Source organism: uncultured Leifsonia sp., assembly GCF_945957465.1.
Lineage (GTDB): Bacteria > Actinomycetota > Actinomycetes > Actinomycetales > Microbacteriaceae > Leifsonia.
The window spans coordinates 1-16,505 of record NZ_CAMFLC010000001.1 but is presented as its reverse complement, the minus strand read 5'-3'; the positions used below and the strand labels follow the sequence as shown (position 1 = coordinate 16,505).

13 protein-coding genes are annotated in these 16,505 nt (G+C 69.9%); 12 read left to right on the top strand and 1 reads right to left on the bottom strand.

Annotated features, from left to right (window positions below):
* The first annotated feature begins 4 nt into the window (after nucleotides 1–4).
* From Q0Q23_RS00065 to leuA, 9 genes are all read left to right on the top strand, one after another.
* Complete coding sequence (locus Q0Q23_RS00065; protein ID WP_295117428.1) at nucleotides 5–1,312, top strand: hemolysin family protein; 1,308 nt, start codon at nucleotides 5–7, stop codon at nucleotides 1,310–1,312.
* Nucleotides 1,309–2,202 carry a GTPase Era gene (gene era, locus Q0Q23_RS00060; protein WP_295117426.1) on the top strand — a complete coding sequence of 298 codons (894 nt, stop codon included), beginning with the start codon at nucleotides 1,309–1,311 and terminating at the stop codon, nucleotides 2,200–2,202. The genes Q0Q23_RS00065 and era overlap by 4 nt, the downstream gene beginning before the upstream one ends.
* Nucleotides 2,203–2,305: 103 nt before the next feature.
* Nucleotides 2,306–4,180, top strand: a complete 1,875-nt coding sequence (locus tag Q0Q23_RS00055) for a sensor histidine kinase (protein ID WP_295117423.1) — start codon at nucleotides 2,306–2,308, stop codon at nucleotides 4,178–4,180.
* A complete protein-coding gene (locus Q0Q23_RS00050; protein ID WP_295117420.1) occupies nucleotides 4,177–4,863 on the top strand; it encodes a response regulator transcription factor in 687 nt (228 codons plus the stop codon). The genes Q0Q23_RS00055 and Q0Q23_RS00050 overlap by 4 nt, the downstream gene beginning before the upstream one ends.
* 133 nt (nucleotides 4,864–4,996) lie before the next feature.
* Nucleotides 4,997–5,749 (top strand): ABC transporter ATP-binding protein, encoded by a 753-nt coding sequence (locus Q0Q23_RS00045; protein ID WP_295117417.1) that lies wholly within the window; start codon nucleotides 4,997–4,999, stop codon nucleotides 5,747–5,749.
* The gene (locus tag Q0Q23_RS00040) at nucleotides 5,746–7,185 is read left to right on the top strand and encodes an ABC transporter permease (RefSeq protein WP_295117414.1); all 1,440 of its coding nucleotides are present in this window, start codon (nucleotides 5,746–5,748) and stop codon (nucleotides 7,183–7,185) included. Before Q0Q23_RS00045 ends, Q0Q23_RS00040 begins: the two co-directional genes overlap by 4 nt.
* 133 nt (nucleotides 7,186–7,318) lie before the next feature.
* A complete protein-coding gene (locus Q0Q23_RS00035; protein WP_295117411.1) occupies nucleotides 7,319–8,599 on the top strand; it encodes an esterase family protein in 1,281 nt (426 codons plus the stop codon).
* The gene (locus tag Q0Q23_RS00030) at nucleotides 8,596–11,229 is read left to right on the top strand and encodes a bifunctional lysylphosphatidylglycerol flippase/synthetase MprF (RefSeq protein WP_295117408.1); all 2,634 of its coding nucleotides are present in this window, start codon (nucleotides 8,596–8,598) and stop codon (nucleotides 11,227–11,229) included. Before Q0Q23_RS00035 ends, Q0Q23_RS00030 begins: the two co-directional genes overlap by 4 nt.
* 137 nt (nucleotides 11,230–11,366) lie before the next feature.
* Nucleotides 11,367–13,142 (top strand): 2-isopropylmalate synthase, encoded by a 1,776-nt coding sequence (gene leuA / locus Q0Q23_RS00025; RefSeq protein ID WP_295117405.1) that lies wholly within the window; start codon nucleotides 11,367–11,369, stop codon nucleotides 13,140–13,142.
* 131 nt (nucleotides 13,143–13,273) lie between these two features.
* Here the strand turns inward: leuA and Q0Q23_RS00020 are convergent, their stop codons facing one another.
* Complete coding sequence (locus Q0Q23_RS00020) at nucleotides 13,274–14,035, bottom strand: trimeric intracellular cation channel family protein (protein WP_295117402.1); 762 nt, start codon at nucleotides 14,033–14,035, stop codon at nucleotides 13,274–13,276.
* A gap of 70 nt (nucleotides 14,036–14,105) precedes the next feature.
* Here Q0Q23_RS00020 and recO point away from each other — a divergent pair, with 70 nt between their 5' ends.
* Genes recO through Q0Q23_RS00005 form a run of 3 tightly spaced genes read left to right on the top strand, consistent with a single transcriptional unit; the run spans nucleotide 14,106 to nucleotide 16,430 of the window.
* On the top strand, nucleotides 14,106–14,873 hold the full coding sequence (gene recO, locus Q0Q23_RS00015; RefSeq protein WP_295117399.1) for a DNA repair protein RecO: 768 nt from the start codon (nucleotides 14,106–14,108) through the stop codon (nucleotides 14,871–14,873).
* The gene (locus tag Q0Q23_RS00010; protein WP_295117397.1) at nucleotides 14,870–15,673 is read left to right on the top strand and encodes an isoprenyl transferase; all 804 of its coding nucleotides are present in this window, start codon (nucleotides 14,870–14,872) and stop codon (nucleotides 15,671–15,673) included. The genes recO and Q0Q23_RS00010 overlap by 4 nt, the downstream gene beginning before the upstream one ends.
* 43 nt (nucleotides 15,674–15,716) lie before the next feature.
* The gene (locus tag Q0Q23_RS00005; RefSeq protein WP_295117394.1) at nucleotides 15,717–16,430 is read left to right on the top strand and encodes a DsbA family protein; all 714 of its coding nucleotides are present in this window, start codon (nucleotides 15,717–15,719) and stop codon (nucleotides 16,428–16,430) included.
* Nucleotides 16,431–16,505 lie beyond the last annotated feature (75 nt).

Below are 16,505 nucleotides of genomic sequence, written 5' to 3'. Positions count from 1 at the left end.
GCCCATGCTCGCGACCCTGTTCTTCGTCGTCGCCTTCCTGCTGGTGGCGTTCGGCGGTCTGATGGCCGCAGTGGACTCGGCCCTCGCCGTCCAGTCGCGCGGTGACATCGCCGACCTCGCCGAGACCTCGCGCGCCAAGAAGTCCCTTGCGGCGATCGCCGAAGACCCCGGCCCGTACTTCAACGCGATCAACTTCATCCGGATCATCGCCGAGACGACGGCGGCCGTCCTCGTGACCCTCGCCTTCGAGCAGATCTTCCAGGAATGGTGGATCTCGCTCATCCTGTCCGCGGCGATCATGACGGGGGTCTCGTTCGTCCTGGTCGGCGCGAGCCCGCGCAGCGTGGGCCGCGCCAACTCGACGCTGCTGCTGCGGCTGACGGCGCCGCTCGTGCACGGGATCCGCGTGATCCTCGGCCCGATCCCGGGCGGCCTGGTCGCCCTGGGCAACCGGGTGACGCCGTCGCGCGCACGCTCGGCGCCCGTCACGAGCGAGGAGCAGCTGCTCAGCATCGTCGACGAGGCGACCGAGTTCGACGTCCTCGAAGAAGACGACCGCGAGCTCATCCACTCGATCTTCGAGTTCAGCGACACGGTGGTGCGCGAGGTCATGGTGCCGCGCACCGACATGGTCACGGTGGATGTCTCGGCGGGCCTCGGCACGGCGATGGGGCTGTTCTTCTCCACCGGGGTCTCGCGCATGCCCGTGATCGACGGCGATCCCGACGACGTCGCCGGAGTCCTCTACCTCAAGGATGTGGCGAAGCTGAGCTTCGAGAGCGCGCTCGCCAGCGACAGCCTGACCATGGGGGAGCTCGCCCGGCCGGCGCTGTTCGTACCGGAGTCGCAGAAGGCCGACGCCCTGCTGCGCCAGATGCAGCGCGAGAAGAACCATCTCGCGATGGTCGTCGACGAATACGGCGGGATCGCGGGATTGGTGACGCTCGAGGATCTCATCGAAGAGCTCATCGGCGACATCTCGGACGAATACGACCACGATGTCGCCCTCGTCCAGGAGCTCGGCGGGGGTCGCAGGCGAGTAGCCACCCGCCTGGGCATCGACGACCTCGGGGAGCTGTTCGACCTCGAGATCGAGGACGAGGACGTCGACAGCGTCGGCGGCCTCGTCGCCAAGGCGCTCGGCCGGCTGCCCGAGGTGGGCTCCACCGTCGCCGTGCACGGCCTCCGGTTCACCGTCGACCGCATCGACGGCCGGCACAAGCACGTGAGCACCGTTCTGGTGGAGCCGGACACGGCGCTCCTGCCGGAGCCCGAGGAGCAGCAGACCAGACACAAGGAGGCCCGCAGGTGACCGAGTACCGCGCCGGATTCGTCTCGTTCGTCGGCCGGCCCAACGTCGGCAAGTCGACTCTCACCAACGCCCTCGTCGGCGAGAAGGTGGCGATCACGAGCTCCAAGCCGCAGACGACGCGACGCGCCATCCGGGGCATCGTGCACCAGCGCGGAGGCCAGCTGGTGCTCGTCGACACACCGGGCATCCATCGCCCGCGCACACTCCTCGGCGAGCGGCTGAACACCCTCGTCCAATCCACTCTCGGCGATGTGGACGTGATCGGCTTCTGCGTGCCCGCCGACGAGAAGCTCGGACCGGGCGACCGCTTCATCAACGACCAGCTGGACGACTATCCGAACGCCAAGAAGGTCGCGATCGTCACCAAGATCGACGCGGCGGGCAAGACCCAGGTCGCCCAGCAGCTGCTCGCCGTCTCGGCTCTGCGGGAGTGGGAGGCGATCATCCCGATCTCGGCGACGAGCCGGATCCAGCTGGACACGCTCACCACCGAGCTGCTCAAGCTGCTGCCGGAGTCGCCCGGCCCGCTGTATCCCGACGATGCGATCACCGACGAGGGGCTGGAGGAGCGCATCGCCGAGTACATCCGCGAAGCCGTGCTGGAGGGCGTTCAGGACGAGCTCCCGCACTCGCTCGCGGTGACCATCGACGACATCGTCGAACGGGACGACAAGGACCTCGTGGAGGTCTACGCCAACCTCTTCGTCGAGCGCGACAGCCAGAAGGCGATCATCATCGGCAAGGGCGGCTCGCGCATCCGCGACGTCGGAGCGGAGGCGAGGAAGCCGATCGAGGAGCTGCTCGGCCGCAAGGTCTTCCTGTCGCTGCGGGTGAAGGTCGCGAAAGACTGGCAACGCGACCCGAAGCAGCTCGGCCGGCTCGGATTCTGAGTCGGCGGCGCGTTCCGCGCCTCGCCGCCGGTCACCTACATCTCGAGGATGATTGCGGCTCCAGGATGCGGAACCGGCCTGCACGTGCCCGTACCGTAGAGGCATGCCGGATCGCACGCGGTTCCTGAGCGCGCTCGCCCCGCACCGCTGGGTGCTCGAGCCCGCTGTCGCCGTGGCGCTCTTCGGGCTGTGGCTGCTGACGGGTCTGCCCTTCGACCTGGCGGCCGCCCTCGCGTCCGTCTTGTACTGTGCGGCCGTCGCACTGTCGCGGGTGCTTCCGGTCGTCGCGCTCGAGATCGCCTGGCTCGCGGTCATCACCGAGCTCACCGAGAGCGCGTCCCTGCCGCTGCCGCACCGGCTGATCGCGACGGCGGCCGTCATGATCGCGATCTTCGGGATCTCGTCGCACGGCGGACGCGTGTCACGCTGGTTCGCATTCGGCTCCGCGATCGTCTGGGCTCCGGCGGAGGCGTATCTCCTGACGGTCCGCGGCGAGGTGAAGTTCCCGCAGTTCGGGCCGGTGATCGGCGGGTACTACACGAGCCAGGGTGTCGGTCTCCTGATGATGAGCCTGCTCCTGGCCGTGGTGTTCGTCACCGCGTGGCTGCTGGGGTTCCTCGTCGCGCGGCAGCGCGTGGCCGCGGCCTCGGCCGCGGCGTCGAGCGGTCGTCCGTCGGTGCTGGTGTGGCTGGCGTCCTCCGGCGGTACGCCGTCGGAGGAGGGCGACGACGAGCCGGGCCTCGTGCGCCGGCTGAGTCGCCCGCAGCTGACGTTCGACATCGGCGGGGCCGTCGCTTACGTCTTCTTCTGCCTCATCGCCGACTTCGCATCCAGTCTGATGCCGGATGCCAGCGGGCGGTCGACGTTCCTCGTGCTCATCGTGTTCACGGTGGCGGTTGCGCTCCGGCGGATGTCGCCGGCCGTCTCGCTCGCGATCGCGTGGCTGGCGGCGGTGCTGCAGATGACGACGGGGCACAGCATCCTGGTCAGCGACCTCGCCGTGCTCATCGTGCTGTATGCGACCGCTCTCTACGGCGACAGGGTCGTGCGTTACGCGGGCCTCATCTCGGCCGGAATCGGCGCGCTGGTCGCGTCCCTCTACCTGACCTTGACCTCGGCGCTCGGCCAGGGCTACTTCGATCTGCTGTCACCGCAACTCACCGGGCTCGCCCTCCAGTTCGCCTTCCTCTTCGTGGTCAGCGCCACCGTCCTCGGGCTGTCGTGGGTGCTGGGCCTGCTGGTGCGCACCTGGCGCAATGCGCGGGCGTCCCGGCGCGCGCAGATCGCGGCAGAGCTGGACCGCAACCGCGCGGAGGAGGTCGTCGTCGTCGAGCAGGAGCGCACGCGCATCGCCCGCGACATGCACGACGTCGTGGCGCACTCGCTCGCCGTGGTCATCGCGCAGGCCGACGGCGCGCGGTACGCACGGCACACCGATCCCGGCGCGGTCGACACGGCGCTGGAGACCATCGCCGCCACGGCGCGCTCGGCGCTGGTCGATGTGCGGGTCCTGCTCGCCGAGCTGCGGCAGAGCCAGCCGGAGGGGCCGCAGCCGTCGCTCGCCGACGTCGAGCAGACGATCGAGCAGGTGCGTGCCGCCGGCCTCCCGGTGACGATGGAGCGACGCGGCCGGCTCGACGGGCTGGGCTCGGCACAGCAGATCGCCGCCTACCGCATCGTGCAGGAGGCGCTGACCAATGCGCTCCGGCACGGGGACACCAGCAGACCGGTCACCGTGGTGCTCGCCCAGTCGGGGCGCCCGGACGGAGCACCGGGCATCTCCATCACCGTGAGGAACAGTATGAAGACCACACCGCCGGAATCCACCACCACCGGATCGCTGCCCCGCATCGGGCACGGCCTCCCGGGCATGCGCGAACGGGCCGTCCTGGCCGGCGGCACGCTCACGGCCGGTCCCGCCTCGGACGGCTTCCTGGTGGAGGCGTTCCTTCCCGTGGTGTCGGGGGTGCGCGCGTGACCGCGCCGATCCGGGTGGCGCTCGTCGACGACCAGGCGCTGTTCCGTGCGGGGATCCGCATGCTGGTCGGGTCGCAGCCCGACCTCGAGTTCGCGGGGGAGGCCGCCGACGGGCGCGAAGGCGTCGCGCTGGTGCGCGAGACCCGGCCGGATGTGGTGCTGATGGACATCCGCATGCCCGTCATGGACGGGATCGCCGCCACCAGCCGTATCGTCAAGGAGGCCGAGCGCGAAGGACGCACCGCGGCCCGGATCATCGTGCTCACGACGTTCGACCTCGACGAGGCGGCCGCGCGCGCCATCCGGGGCGGCGCGAGCGGATTCGTGCTCAAGGATGCGGAGCCGGAGTTCCTCCTCGCGGCCATCCGCACCGTCCACGCCGGGAGCGCCGTCATCGCGGCGGGCGCCACCCGCGAACTGTTCGAGTATTTCTCCGAGAGCCAGCGGGCCACGCAGGCGCCGGCCGAGTTCGACTCGCTCACCGCGCGCGAGCGCGAGATCTTCGCCCTGGCGGCTCGAGGCCTGAGCAACGCCGAGATCGCGGGTTCCGAGTATCTCAGCGAGGCGACGGTGAAGACGCACATCAGCCGGATCCTGTCCAAGCTCGGCCTGCGCGATCGTGTGCAGATGGTCGTCTACGCGTTCGAGCACGGCCTCACGACCCGCGCGGGCGAAGCCGACTGACGCTCGGGCTCATCGCCCGTTGAATCACCCGTTGAGTCACCTGCGCAATCGCCCGACGAATCATCCTCTGGTCGGACGGCGGATGACCCCGCAGCCGGATTCGCGGCGCTCCGGCGGTTTCTAGCGTGGAGACATGGACACTCCTACCACGATGGTCGCGCGCGTGGACGCAGCGACGAAGACCTACGGATCCGGCCCGAACCGGGTCATCGCGCTCGACGACGTCACGGTGGGGATCCCGGCCGGCCGGTTCACCGCGGTGATGGGCCCGAGCGGCTCGGGCAAGTCCACCCTCATGCACGTCATGGCCGGCTTGGACTCCGTCTCCAGCGGCCGGGTCTTCCTGGGCGACACCGAGATCACCGGAATGGGAGACGCCGAGCTGACGGTGCTTCGGCGCCGGCGAGTGGGCTTCGTCTTCCAATCGTTCAATCTCGTGCCCACGCTCGATGTGCGCGCCAACATCCAGCTGCCGTTCGAGATCGACGGCCGCAGGCCCTCGCTGGTCCAGCGCGAGTGGACGGACACGCTCATCGAATCGCTCGGCCTCCAGGATCGGCTGACGCACCGTCCGCACGAACTCTCCGGAGGCCAGCAGCAGCGCGTCGCGATCGTGCGCGCGCTGGCCACTCGGCCCGACCTGATCTTCGCGGACGAACCGACCGGCAACCTCGACTCGCGGACCGGTCGCGAGGTGCTGGGCGTGCTGCAGGAGGCCTCGCGCCTGCACGGGCAGAGCATCGCCATGGTGACGCACGACCCGGTGGCGGCGAGCTACGCGGACCGCATCGTGTTCCTGGCCGACGGGCGGGTGATCGCGGAGCGCGAACGCTCGACCGCTGAAGAGATCTCCGCGTTCATGCTGGGAATGGAGGCGCGCGCGTGATCCGGGCGTTCCGTGCCAATGCGCGCGACCACAGGGCGAGCATCCTCGTGGCCGCGCTGAGCGCTGCGTTCGGCGTCGCGCTGCTGGCCTGCACGAACGTCCTCGGCGCCTACATCGGCGCCAGCGAAGTCGGATCGCACGGGGCGGCGCAGTTCGCGCTGGCGCTGGCGGCCGGCGTGTTCTTCGTGATCGCGGTATTCGTGGGCACCATCGTGACCACCAACACCTTCGCGACGGTCATCGCCGGGCGCACCCGGACCATCGCGCTGCTGCGCCTGCTCGGCTCGACCTCCCGCGCGCAGCGCCGTTCGGTCGCAGGGGAGGGCCTGGCCGTCGGGGTGATCGGTGCGGCGGCCGGCGGCGCCGTCGCCGTGGTACTGGCCTTCGTGGCGGTGCGCGTGTTCGTCTGGACGGGCGTCCTTCCCGACGCGCTGTACCCGGTGCTCACGCCGTCGCTGCTCGCGCCGCCGGCCGTCGTCGTGCTCACGACCTGGCTCGCCTCCTGGATCGGGAGCCGGCGCGTGCTCGGCGTCGCTCCGGTCGAGGCGCTCGGAGCCGCAGAGGAGCGACCGTCGAGCGGTCTGCGCAGCCGCGGGCGGATCGCAGCCTCCCTGCTGCTGATCGTGCCCGGCGTCGCGCTGCTCGGCTTCGGCCTGGCACTCGGGCTCGGGCTGTGGGTGCGATCGGAGAACACGGCGCTGGCCGACTTCGGTCGCTACGGTGTGCTGGTCGCGATGCTCGGAGGACTGCTGTCGTTCAACGGCGTGGTGGTCGCGGCACCGCTGTTCCTTCCGGCCGTGCTGCGCGGCGTGGGGATGCTGCTGGGCCGGGGCGCGGCCGCACGACTCGCCGCCGCCAACGCCGTGCGCAACCCCGAACGGAGCTCGCGCACCGCGATCGGACTCGTCATCGGCGTCACGCTGATCACGATGTTCGTGGTGGCGACACAGACCTGGCTCGTCATCATCCGCGCGGCCGCCGCGAAGGAGCCGGAGCTCTACCAGGGGACTGAGAGTGTGCTCACGGTCACGATGCTGGTGTTCAGCGCACTCGTGGGCTTCTCCGCGGTGATCGCGGCGGTGGGCGTGGTCAACAGTCTGTCGCTGGCGGTCCTGCAGCGGCGCAGGGAGCTGGGGCTGCTGCGTGCCCTCGGGCTCAGCGCGGCGCAAGTGCGCAGGATGATCCTGGCCGAGAGCGCCCAGCTCATCGTCGCCGCGGTGCTCTGCGGGCTGGTCCTCGGAACGCTGTACGGATGGGTCGGCGCCCAGACCCTGCTCGGGCAGCTGCCGGGCGCCGGGCTGATCGCGCCCGCGCTGCCATGGCCGTTCATCGGTGCGATCGCGCTGGCGGCGGCGGTGCTGGCCGTGGGAGCGTCCATCGCGCCGACCAGGCGGGCCACGCGTGTCTCGCCCGTCGAGGCGCTGGCCGTCGACTGACCGCCTCCAAGTTTCCTGAACGCTCATCAAGCCTCAGCTCTCCGCAGGCTGAGTATCCGATACTGGGTGATCGGCGGCACCGGAGTGCCGCCGCGCACGTGCTCCGCCGAGAGGAACCGCCCTGAACTGGCTCATGACCCTGAGGATCGACAAGCCTCCGTTCCTCATCACCGTCGATGTCGTCGCGGCGCTCTTCGCGCTCTATCTCCTCGTGCGTCCCACCTGGCGCCGTACGCTCGCCGGTGTGCTGGCGTTCGTGGGCGGCGCGTTGCTGGGCTGGTTCCTGGTCTGGCTGACCGACGACGTGATGAACGTGTTCGGGGTCGGCCTCACGCCGGTGACGACGATGTGGGTCGCGCTCGGTTTCGGCGGAGTCGCATTGGCGATCGCGAACTTCTTCCGGTCGCGCTGGTGGCGCAAGGTCGTCGCCGGGGTGAGCATCCCCGTGTTCCTCCTGACGGCGTTCGCCGGTGTGAACGTGGACTTCGGGGAGTACCGCAACCTCAACGACGCGCTCGGAGTCGTCCCGTACAAGGCGCTCGACCTGCACGCCGAACACGGAGAGGTCGTCGCCGGGATGGCGTGGTCGTCCACCACGACGCAGGCCGGCCATCGTGCCAAGGGCGAGATCGGCACGGTGCGGATCCCGGCGACGGTCAGCGGTTTCCCCGCACGCAAGGCCGTGGTGTACCTGCCGCCGGCGGCGCTGGGGCCGAATCCGCCGGCACTGCCGGTGCTCTACGCGCTCTCCGGCCAGCCGGGCGCCCCGGCCGATATGTTCACCGCGGGCCGCATCGGCGCCTACCTCGACGCGTTCGCCGCACAGCACAAGGGCTACGCGCCGATCGTGATCGCCCCCGACCAGCTCGGCGGACCCGGCCGCAATCCGATGTGCGTGGACTCCCGCGCGTACGGGAACTCGGCGACCTACCTGTTGACGGACGTGCGCAACTGGGTCACGTCGCACCTGCGGGTGAGCAGCGATCCCGCTGCGTGGGGCGTGTTCGGGTACTCCCAGGGTGCCACCTGCGCGGTCCAGTTCGCGACGGCCCGGCCCGACCTCTTCGGATCGGCCCTCGCCTCCTCCAGCGAGCTGGGGCCGACGCTCGGCAACGAAGCGCTGACGATCTCGACCGCTTTCGGCGGCTCGGCGTCCGCTTTCGCGGCCGCACAGCCGGCCGCCGCGATGAAGGCCCACGCGCCGTACGCCGACTCGCTGATCGTGTTCGGCGCCGGGCAGAACGATGCGAAGTACACTGCTTTCGCAAAGACGCTGCACACCGAAGCTCTCGCAGCGGGCATCCGCAGCGAACTCCTGATCTCGCCGGGAACGGCACACGATTGGAACACGGTGCGCTACACACTCACGAACGGCTTCCCCGCAGTCGCCGCGCAGTTGGGGCTGACTCCGTGAGCGATGCGGTGACCGGGGGAGGGACACCGACGGGGGGAGCGCCGATGGACCGGATGACGGACGGGGCGGCCGGCGCCGCGCCGGAGTCCGGAGCCGCGCCCGCGCAGCACGACAAGGAGCCGACCGCGCCGGTGCGTGCTTCGGGCCTGCGGACAGCGCTCCGCAGGCTGGGGCGGCTCGTCGCCGTCCATCCGTTCACGGCCGGGCTCACGACCCTCATCCTGGTGCTCGCGCTCGTGACCGGACCGATCCACGGCCCGCACCGGCCTCTGCGGGTCTGGCTCGGCGCGGGGCCGGTCCAGCTCATCGACGGCCACTGGTGGTCGCCGATCACAGCAGTGCTCTTCACCGACAACCTCGCCGAACTGATCGTCGTGCTGGTGCTCGTCGTCGTGCTCGTGGGCGCGTCCGAACGGCTGATGGGGACGTGGCGGACCGCGCTGGCCTTCTTCGCGACCTCAGCGGCCGCCATCGCGGCGGGCATCGGCATGCAGCTGCTCGGCTCCCAGACCGGCGAGCTGTGGGCGCGCAACGTCCATCACCTCGTCGTCCTGGATGTCTTCACCGGCATCGCGGGCACCATCATGACCGCGAGCGCGTTCGCCGGAACCCTCTGGCGCCGGCGCATCCGGGTGATCACCCTGCTCGTGGCGATCATGTACCTGCTGTACTCCGGACTGCCCTCTGATCTGTACCGACTCCTCGCCGTGCTGGCCGGCTTCGGCCTCGGCGTGCTGCTGCGGCCGCACGCGCGCGCCGCCGGCTGGCTGCGCAGCTCGCATCACGAGGTCCGGGTGCTCCTCGCCTCCGCCGTGACCATCACGGCTCTGGGCCCCGTGATCGGCCTCCTGACGCAGTCGCGGTTCGGGATGCTCTCACCCATCGGCCTGCTGTTCTCCAACGACGTACCCGACAGCGGCAGCGTGCTCGAACGGTGTCAGGCCTTCGCCGTCACCCGCGCCTGCGTGCAGGATCTCACACTGGAGCGGATCAACGGCCTCGGGCCGGTGCTGATCTCCGTCCTTCCTCTGCTGACGCTGCTGGTCGCCGCCTACGGTCTGCTCCGCGGGCGTCGGTTCGCGGTGTGGCTGGCGGTGGCGGTGAACGCGCTGCTGGCAGTGCTCTCCGCGCTCTACTTCGGCATCCTCCCGTTCGCCGACCCGCGGCCGACCGTGTCGCCGCGGTATTGGGAGGTCACGATCATCCTCGCGCTGTCGGCGCTCGTCCCGGCCGCGATGGCCGTGCTGCTGGTCATCTACCGGCGGCACTTCAGCGTTCTCGCCACGGCGCGCTCGGTGCGCCGATATGTCCTCACCGTCGTGCTCACGGGCGTGGGGCTGGTCGCGCTCTACGTGCTCGTCGGCTGGGTGCAGAAGGACTACGGCTTCACTCGTCCCATCGATATCGGCGACCTCCTCAACGACGTGCTCGAACGGTTCATCCCGGTCAGCTTCCTGCGCCGCGAGCCCCTGCAATACCTGCCGACGACACCGCTGGCGACCATCGTCTACCACAACATCGGCACGGTCTTCTGGCTGGTCGTGATCCTCGCGGCCGTTCCGTTCATGTTCGGTGGAGGGGCGTGGCGCCGGTCGAGCGGCGACGCCGGCCGCGTCCGGACCCTCCTGGAGCGCGGCGGCGGCGATGCGATCTCGTTCATGGCGACCTGGCCGGGCAACAGCTACTGGTTCGACTCGACGACGAGCGGCGCGGTGGCCTACCGCGTCGTGGGGCGTGTGGCTCTGACGACGGGCGCCCCGTTCGGCGCCCCGCAGGCGGAGCACGACGGGATCATCGAGCGCTTCGCCCGGTTCTGCGACGACAGCGGGTGGGTCCCGGTCTTCTACAGCGTCGACGCCGCCTACCAGCCGCTCTTCGACCGGATGGGCTGGTCGACGATGACGGTGGCGGAGGAGACGGTGATCCGGCCGCAGCAGTGGGCGACCACCGGCAAGAAGTGGCAGGACGTCCGCAGCTCGATCAACCGCGCCCAGCGCGCGGGGATCCGGTCGGAGTGGACGACGTTCGCGGCCCTCCCGTTGAGCACAGCCGTGCAGCTCTCCGACATCTCCGAGCAGTGGGTCGCCGAGAAGGACCTGCCCGAGATGGGCTTCACGCTCGGCGGCCTGGACGAGCTCCACGACCCCGCCGTGCGGCTCATGCTCGCCGTCGACGAGGCAGGCAGAGTCGAGGGTGTGACGTCGTGGCTGCCGAGTTACCGCGACGGACGGGTGGTCGGCTGGACGCTGGACTTCATGCGGCGCCGTCCCGGCAGCATCAACGGGGTGATGGAGTTCCTCATCGCGGAGGCCGCGACGCGGATGAAGGAGGACGGCGTGGAGTTCATGAGCCTCTCGGCCGCGCCGCTGGCGCATACGGCCGGCACGCCGGACGAGGGCAAGAGCGGGATGGACCGGGTCCTCGGCTACCTCAGCACCTCGCTGGAGCCGGTGTACGGGTTCCGGTCGCTGCTCAAGTTCAAGCAGAAGTTCCAGCCGGAGCTGCACCCGCTGATCATGGCCTACCCCGACGCGGTGGCCCTGCCCGCCATCGGCGTGGGACTGGTGCGCGCGTACCTCCCCGACCTCTCGGTGCGACAGGCGGCGGCGCTGGCGGTGGGACGCGGCTGAACGCCGGGCGTGGTACCGTTGACTCTGTGTACGGTCTGCTCCTCCTTAGCTGCCGCGACGAGTCCTAGTCCAGGGCCTCCCTCGTCGCGGAGTTCGTCGTTGGCTCTCCACACCACACCGCGAGGAGAAGACAGACCATGAAGAACACTCAGGCGCCGAGCGCCATGCCGATCCACAAGTACCGGCCCTTCCACGAGCAGATCCGCGTCGACCTGCCCGACCGCACCTGGCCGTCCCAGCGCATCACGACCGCGCCGCGCTGGTGTGCCGTCGACCTGCGCGACGGCAACCAGGCCCTCATCGACCCGATGAGCCCGGAACGCAAGCGGATCATGTTCGACCTGCTGGTGCGCATGGGATACAAGGAGATCGAGGTCGGCTTCCCGTCGGCGAGCCAGACCGACTTCGACTTCGTCCGCAGTCTGATCGAAGAGGGCGCCATCCCGGACGACGTCACCATCCAGGTGCTGACCCAGTCGCGTGAGCACCTGATCAAGCGCACCTACGAGTCGCTCGTGGGCGCCAAGCAGGCCATCGTGCATCTGTACAATTCGACGAGCATCCTGCAGCGCGACGTCGTGTTCCGCACCGACAAGCAGGGCATCATCGACATCGCCCTCTCCGGCGCCCGGCTCTGCCGCCGGTTCGAGTCGCTGGTCCCCGGCACCGAGATCTACTACGAGTACTCGCCCGAGAGCTACACCGGCACCGAACTGGAGTTCGCGGCCGACATCTGCAACCAGGTGCTCGAGGTCTTCGAGCCGACCCCGGAGCGCAAGGTCATCATCAACCTGCCCGCGACCGTCGAGATGGCCACGCCGAACGTCTACGCCGATTCCATCGAGTGGATGTCGCGCCACCTGAACCACCGCGAGAACGTCATCCTCTCGCTGCACCCGCACAACGACCGCGGTACGGCCGTGGCCGCCGCCGAGCTGGGTTACATGGCCGGCGCCGACCGCATCGAGGGCTGCCTGTTCGGCAACGGCGAGCGCACCGGCAACGTCGACCTGGTCACCCTGGGGGTCAACCTGTTCACGCAGGGGATCGACCCCCAGATCGACTTCAGCGACATCGACCAGATCAAGCGCACCGTGGAGCACTGCAACCAGCTGCCCGTCGGGGAGCGCAGCCCGTGGGGAGGCGACCTGGTCTTCACCGCCTTCAGCGGCTCCCACCAGGATGCGATCAAGAAGGGCTTCGAGGCGATGGCGGCGCAGGCCGAGCGCGAGGGCGTCTCGGTCGACGATCTGGTCTGGGCGGTGCCGTACCTGCCGGTCGACCCGAAGGATCTGGGACGCAGCTACGAGGCGGTCATCCGGGTGAACTCGCAGTCCGGCAAGGGCGGCGTGGCCTACCTGCTGAAGAACGACCATGCCCTCGACCTGCCGCGCAAGCTGCAGATCGAGTTCTCGGGCGTCGTGCAGGCCAAGACCGACGCCGAAGGCGGGGAGGTGACGAGCGCGGAGATCTGGTCGATCTTCCAGGACGAGTACCTGCCTGCTCCCGACTCCGACCCGGACGCCAAGTGGGGCCGCTTCGAGCTGGGCAGCACGAGCACGACCAACGAGACCGGAGAGCATGTCACTCTCACCGTCGCACTGCGCGACGGCGACACCGTGTCGAAGGCGACGGGGGAGGGCAACGGCCCGATCGCCGCATTCTTCGACATCCTCAACGCCCGCGGCATCAACGCCCATCTGTACGACTACTCCCAGCACACGCTGTCGGCGAGCGAGTCGGCCCAGGCGGCCGCGTACGTCGAGCTGGACGTCGACGGCGTGCGGCTCTGGGGCGTCGGCATCGACGGCGACACCACGACCGCGTCGTTCAAGGCCGTGGTGTCCGCCGTCAACCGCGCAGTTCGCGCGTCTGCCGGTCACGCGGCCGAGGCCGAGCTCGTCGGGGCCTGATCCGCTCGCTCGCACCTCACCGTGCCGAACCGGAACTCCGGAGATCCCGGCCCTCACGGGCCCGATCTCCGGAGTTCCGGCGTTTCGGCCGGCGTGTCGCCCGGGCACTCCGGAGTTGCCGACGGCCGGCGCTACTCCGAGCCGTCGGGACGGTCGATGCGGTAACGCGGGATCGCGCCCGTGTCGGTGCGCTCGTCGGTGTGCTCGACGCTGGGCCGCCTCCCGAACCCGAACGCCATCCACCGCGGCGTGCGCAGCCTCCCGAGCTCGCGCTGCTCCGGGAGGCTCCAGCCGAAGCGCACGGCGAGCAGCCGGATGATGAGGGTCACGAGCACACACACGAGCGCGGCTACCGTGAACGGCGCGCCGAAGTCGACGAGCAGGACCAGCACGATCGTGCCCGCACCGGCCGCGACCGCGTAGAGCGATCCGACGTGCATGAGGGCGATCGGGAGGTTCAACAGCATGTCGCGCAGGATCGACCCGCCGACGGCCGACACCACTCCGACGAAGACGGCAGGCACCTCCGGAAGGCCGAGCGACAGTGCCTTCGTCGCGCCGATCGCGCCGAACAGCCCGATCGTCAACGCGTCGAGGAAGGTGATGATCGGGTCCAGCCGACGGAACAACCGCACCAGCAGCATCCCGAGCAGCGCGGCGACGACGGTCGCTGGCAGGTACCAGTTGGACTGGAGCGCGATCGGGGTGACGTTGAGCAGCAGATCGCGCAGGAGGCCGCCTCCCACCCCGGTCGCCACGCCGATGATGGCGATGCCGAGCAGGTCGAGCCGGCGGTCGCGGAACCCGGAGGCGAACATCGCGCCCTGGAGGCTGCCCACGCCGACGGCGACCAGGTCGCCCCAGAGGGGGATCGAGAAGGCGGCGGTGGTCACCCGTCACTTCTATCACGCAGAGCGTGCCGGTCCGGGCATGGCGGGGCGGATCAGGCGCGATACTGGAGGGGTGCCTGTCTACCGTGATGAAGTCGTCGTGCTTCGAACCCACAAACTGGGCGAGGCCGACCGGATCGTCACGATGCTCAGCAGGCAGCACGGCAAGATCCGCGCGGTCGCGAAGGGCGTGCGACGCACGGCGTCGAAGTTCGGGTCGCGTCTGGAGCCGTTCATGGTCGCCGACGTGCAGCTGTACGAAGGCCGCTCGCTCGACGTCGTGACACAGGCGGAGACCATCGGCGCCTACGGCACGCTCATCGCAGACGACTACGCCAGCTACACCGCGGCGAACGCCATGGTCGAGACGGCCGACCGGCTCACGGACGCCGAGGCGTCGCTGCAGCAGTACCTCCTGCTGGTCGGCGCACTGCGGTCGCTCTCGCGCCGCGAACACGGCCCGCAGCTCACGCTCGACTCCTACCTGCTGCGCGCGCTGTCGCTCGCCGGCTGGGCGCCGAGCTTCCTCGACTGCTCGCGGTGCGGCGCCCCCGGCCCGCACGACCATGTGGTCGTCCAGCTCGGCGGCGTGGTCTGCGACGACTGCGCACCTCAGGGCGCGCCGCGGATCGACGCCGCCACCGTCACCCTGCTGGGCGCGCTGCTCACGGGAGACTGGGCGACCGCCGACGCAGCGGACGACGGCACGCGGTCGAAGGCCAACGGCCTCGTCGCGGCATACACGCAGTGGCATCTGGAGCGCGGCCTGCGTTCCCTGCAGCACGTTCAGCATGACCAGCATGACCGGCATGACCGGCGCGACCAGAAGGCGAGCGGATGAGCCCCAAGCCCTACACGCACAGGGACGCGGTCGAGTACCGCCCGCTCGACTGGACGGGCATCCACCCGCCCGCGTTCCCGGCCGCTGCCGTGCCCGAGCACGTCGCGATCGTGATGGACGGCAACGGCCGCTGGGCGAACCGTCGGGGGCTGACCCGCATCGAGGGCCACCGCGCGGGTGAGGCCTCGCTGCTCGACGTGGTCGCCGGCGCGATCCAGGTCGGGGTCAAGCACCTGAGCGTGTACGCGTTCTCGACCGAGAACTGGAAGCGGTCGCCGGACGAGGTCCGCTTCCTGATGGGGTTCAACCGGGAGGTTTTGCACCGCCGGCGCGATCAGCTCAACGAATGGGGCGTGCGGGTGCGCTGGGCGGGGCGCAAGCCGCGACTCTGGTCGTCGGTGATCAAGGAGCTGCAGTTCGCGGAGCGGATGACAGCGGACAACGACGTGCTCACCTTGACGATGTGCGTCAACTACGGAGGCCGCACCGAGATCGCGGACGCCGTGCGCTCGATCGCCGACGACGTGGCGGCGGGCCGGCTGAAGCCGTCGGCGGTGGGGGAGAAGACGATCCAGCGCCACCTCTACCTGCCGGACATGCCGGATGTCGACCTGTTCGTGCGCAGCTCGGGCGAGCAGCGCACCAGCAACTTCCTGCTCTGGCAGAGCGCATACGCCGAGATGGTGTTCCTCGACACGCTGTGGCCCGACTTCTCGCGCACAGACCTCTGGAACGCGATCGACATCTTCGCCCGCCGCAACCGGCGCTTCGGGGGAGCTGTGGACACGCCCGCGTCGTGAGCGCACCGGAATAACTGCAGCGCTGCAGGATGTTGCCCTTGCTGTGAGCGAACCCATCAAGATCGATATCTGGTCCGACATCGCGTGCCCGTGGTGCTACATCGGAAAGCGCCGCTTCGAGAGCGGAAGCGCAGCCTTCTCCGAGGCAGGCGAGGGCCGCGGCGTGGAGGTCGAGTACCACTCCTTCGAACTGTCCCCGGACACCCCGGTCGACTTCGATGGCAGCGAGGTGGACTTCCTCGCGGGCCACAAGGGCATCCCGGCCGAGCAGGTCCACCAGATGCTGGATCGCGTGACGGGCATCGCGTCCTCGGTCGGCCTCGACTACGACTTCGACGCCTTGCAGCACACCAACACGGTGAAGGCACACGAGCTCCTGCATTTCGCCAAGGCCAACGGCAAGCAGCTCGAGCTGGCCGAGCGCCTGTTCCGCGCATACTTCGTGGAGGGCGGCCACGTCGGCCGTGTCGCCGACCTCGCCGACCTGGCGGCCGAGGTGGGCCTCGACCGCGACGCCGCTCTCGCGGCCCTCGAGTCGGACGAGTATCTTCCGGCTGTGCGGGCGGACCAGCGCACGGCGGCCGAGTTCGGCATCAACGGCGTCCCGTTCTTCGTGATCGACGGCCGCTACGGCGTCTCGGGCGCGCAGGAGTCCGCCACCTTCGCACAAGCCCTCGAGCAGGTCTGGGCTGAGCGCACCGCCGCGCCCGCGGCCGCGGGCGCGGCCTCGGCCGTCGGAGCCGAGGCGGACGCGTGAGCGCCGCCATCCCGGAGAACGTGCCGGCTGTGGCCGCGCCGGCGCCGCAGGCACCGGCAGCGCCCGCGTCGGCGC

Excerpts from the sequence above, each read along its gene's own strand:
- Q0Q23_RS00045 (WP_295117417.1), top strand. The coding sequence starts at position 4,997 with ATGGACACTCCTACCACGATGGTCGCGCGCGTGGACGCAGCGACGAAG.
- Q0Q23_RS00065 (WP_295117428.1), top strand. The coding sequence starts at position 5 with ATGCTCGCGACCCTGTTCTTCGTCGTCGCCTTCCTGCTGGTGGCGTTC.
- Q0Q23_RS00055 (WP_295117423.1), top strand. The coding sequence starts at position 2,306 with ATGCCGGATCGCACGCGGTTCCTGAGCGCGCTCGCCCCGCACCGCTGG.
- Q0Q23_RS00035 (WP_295117411.1), top strand. The coding sequence starts at position 7,319 with ATGACCCTGAGGATCGACAAGCCTCCGTTCCTCATCACCGTCGATGTC.
- leuA (WP_295117405.1), top strand. The coding sequence starts at position 11,367 with ATGAAGAACACTCAGGCGCCGAGCGCCATGCCGATCCACAAGTACCGG.
- Q0Q23_RS00010 (WP_295117397.1), top strand. The coding sequence starts at position 14,870 with ATGAGCCCCAAGCCCTACACGCACAGGGACGCGGTCGAGTACCGCCCG.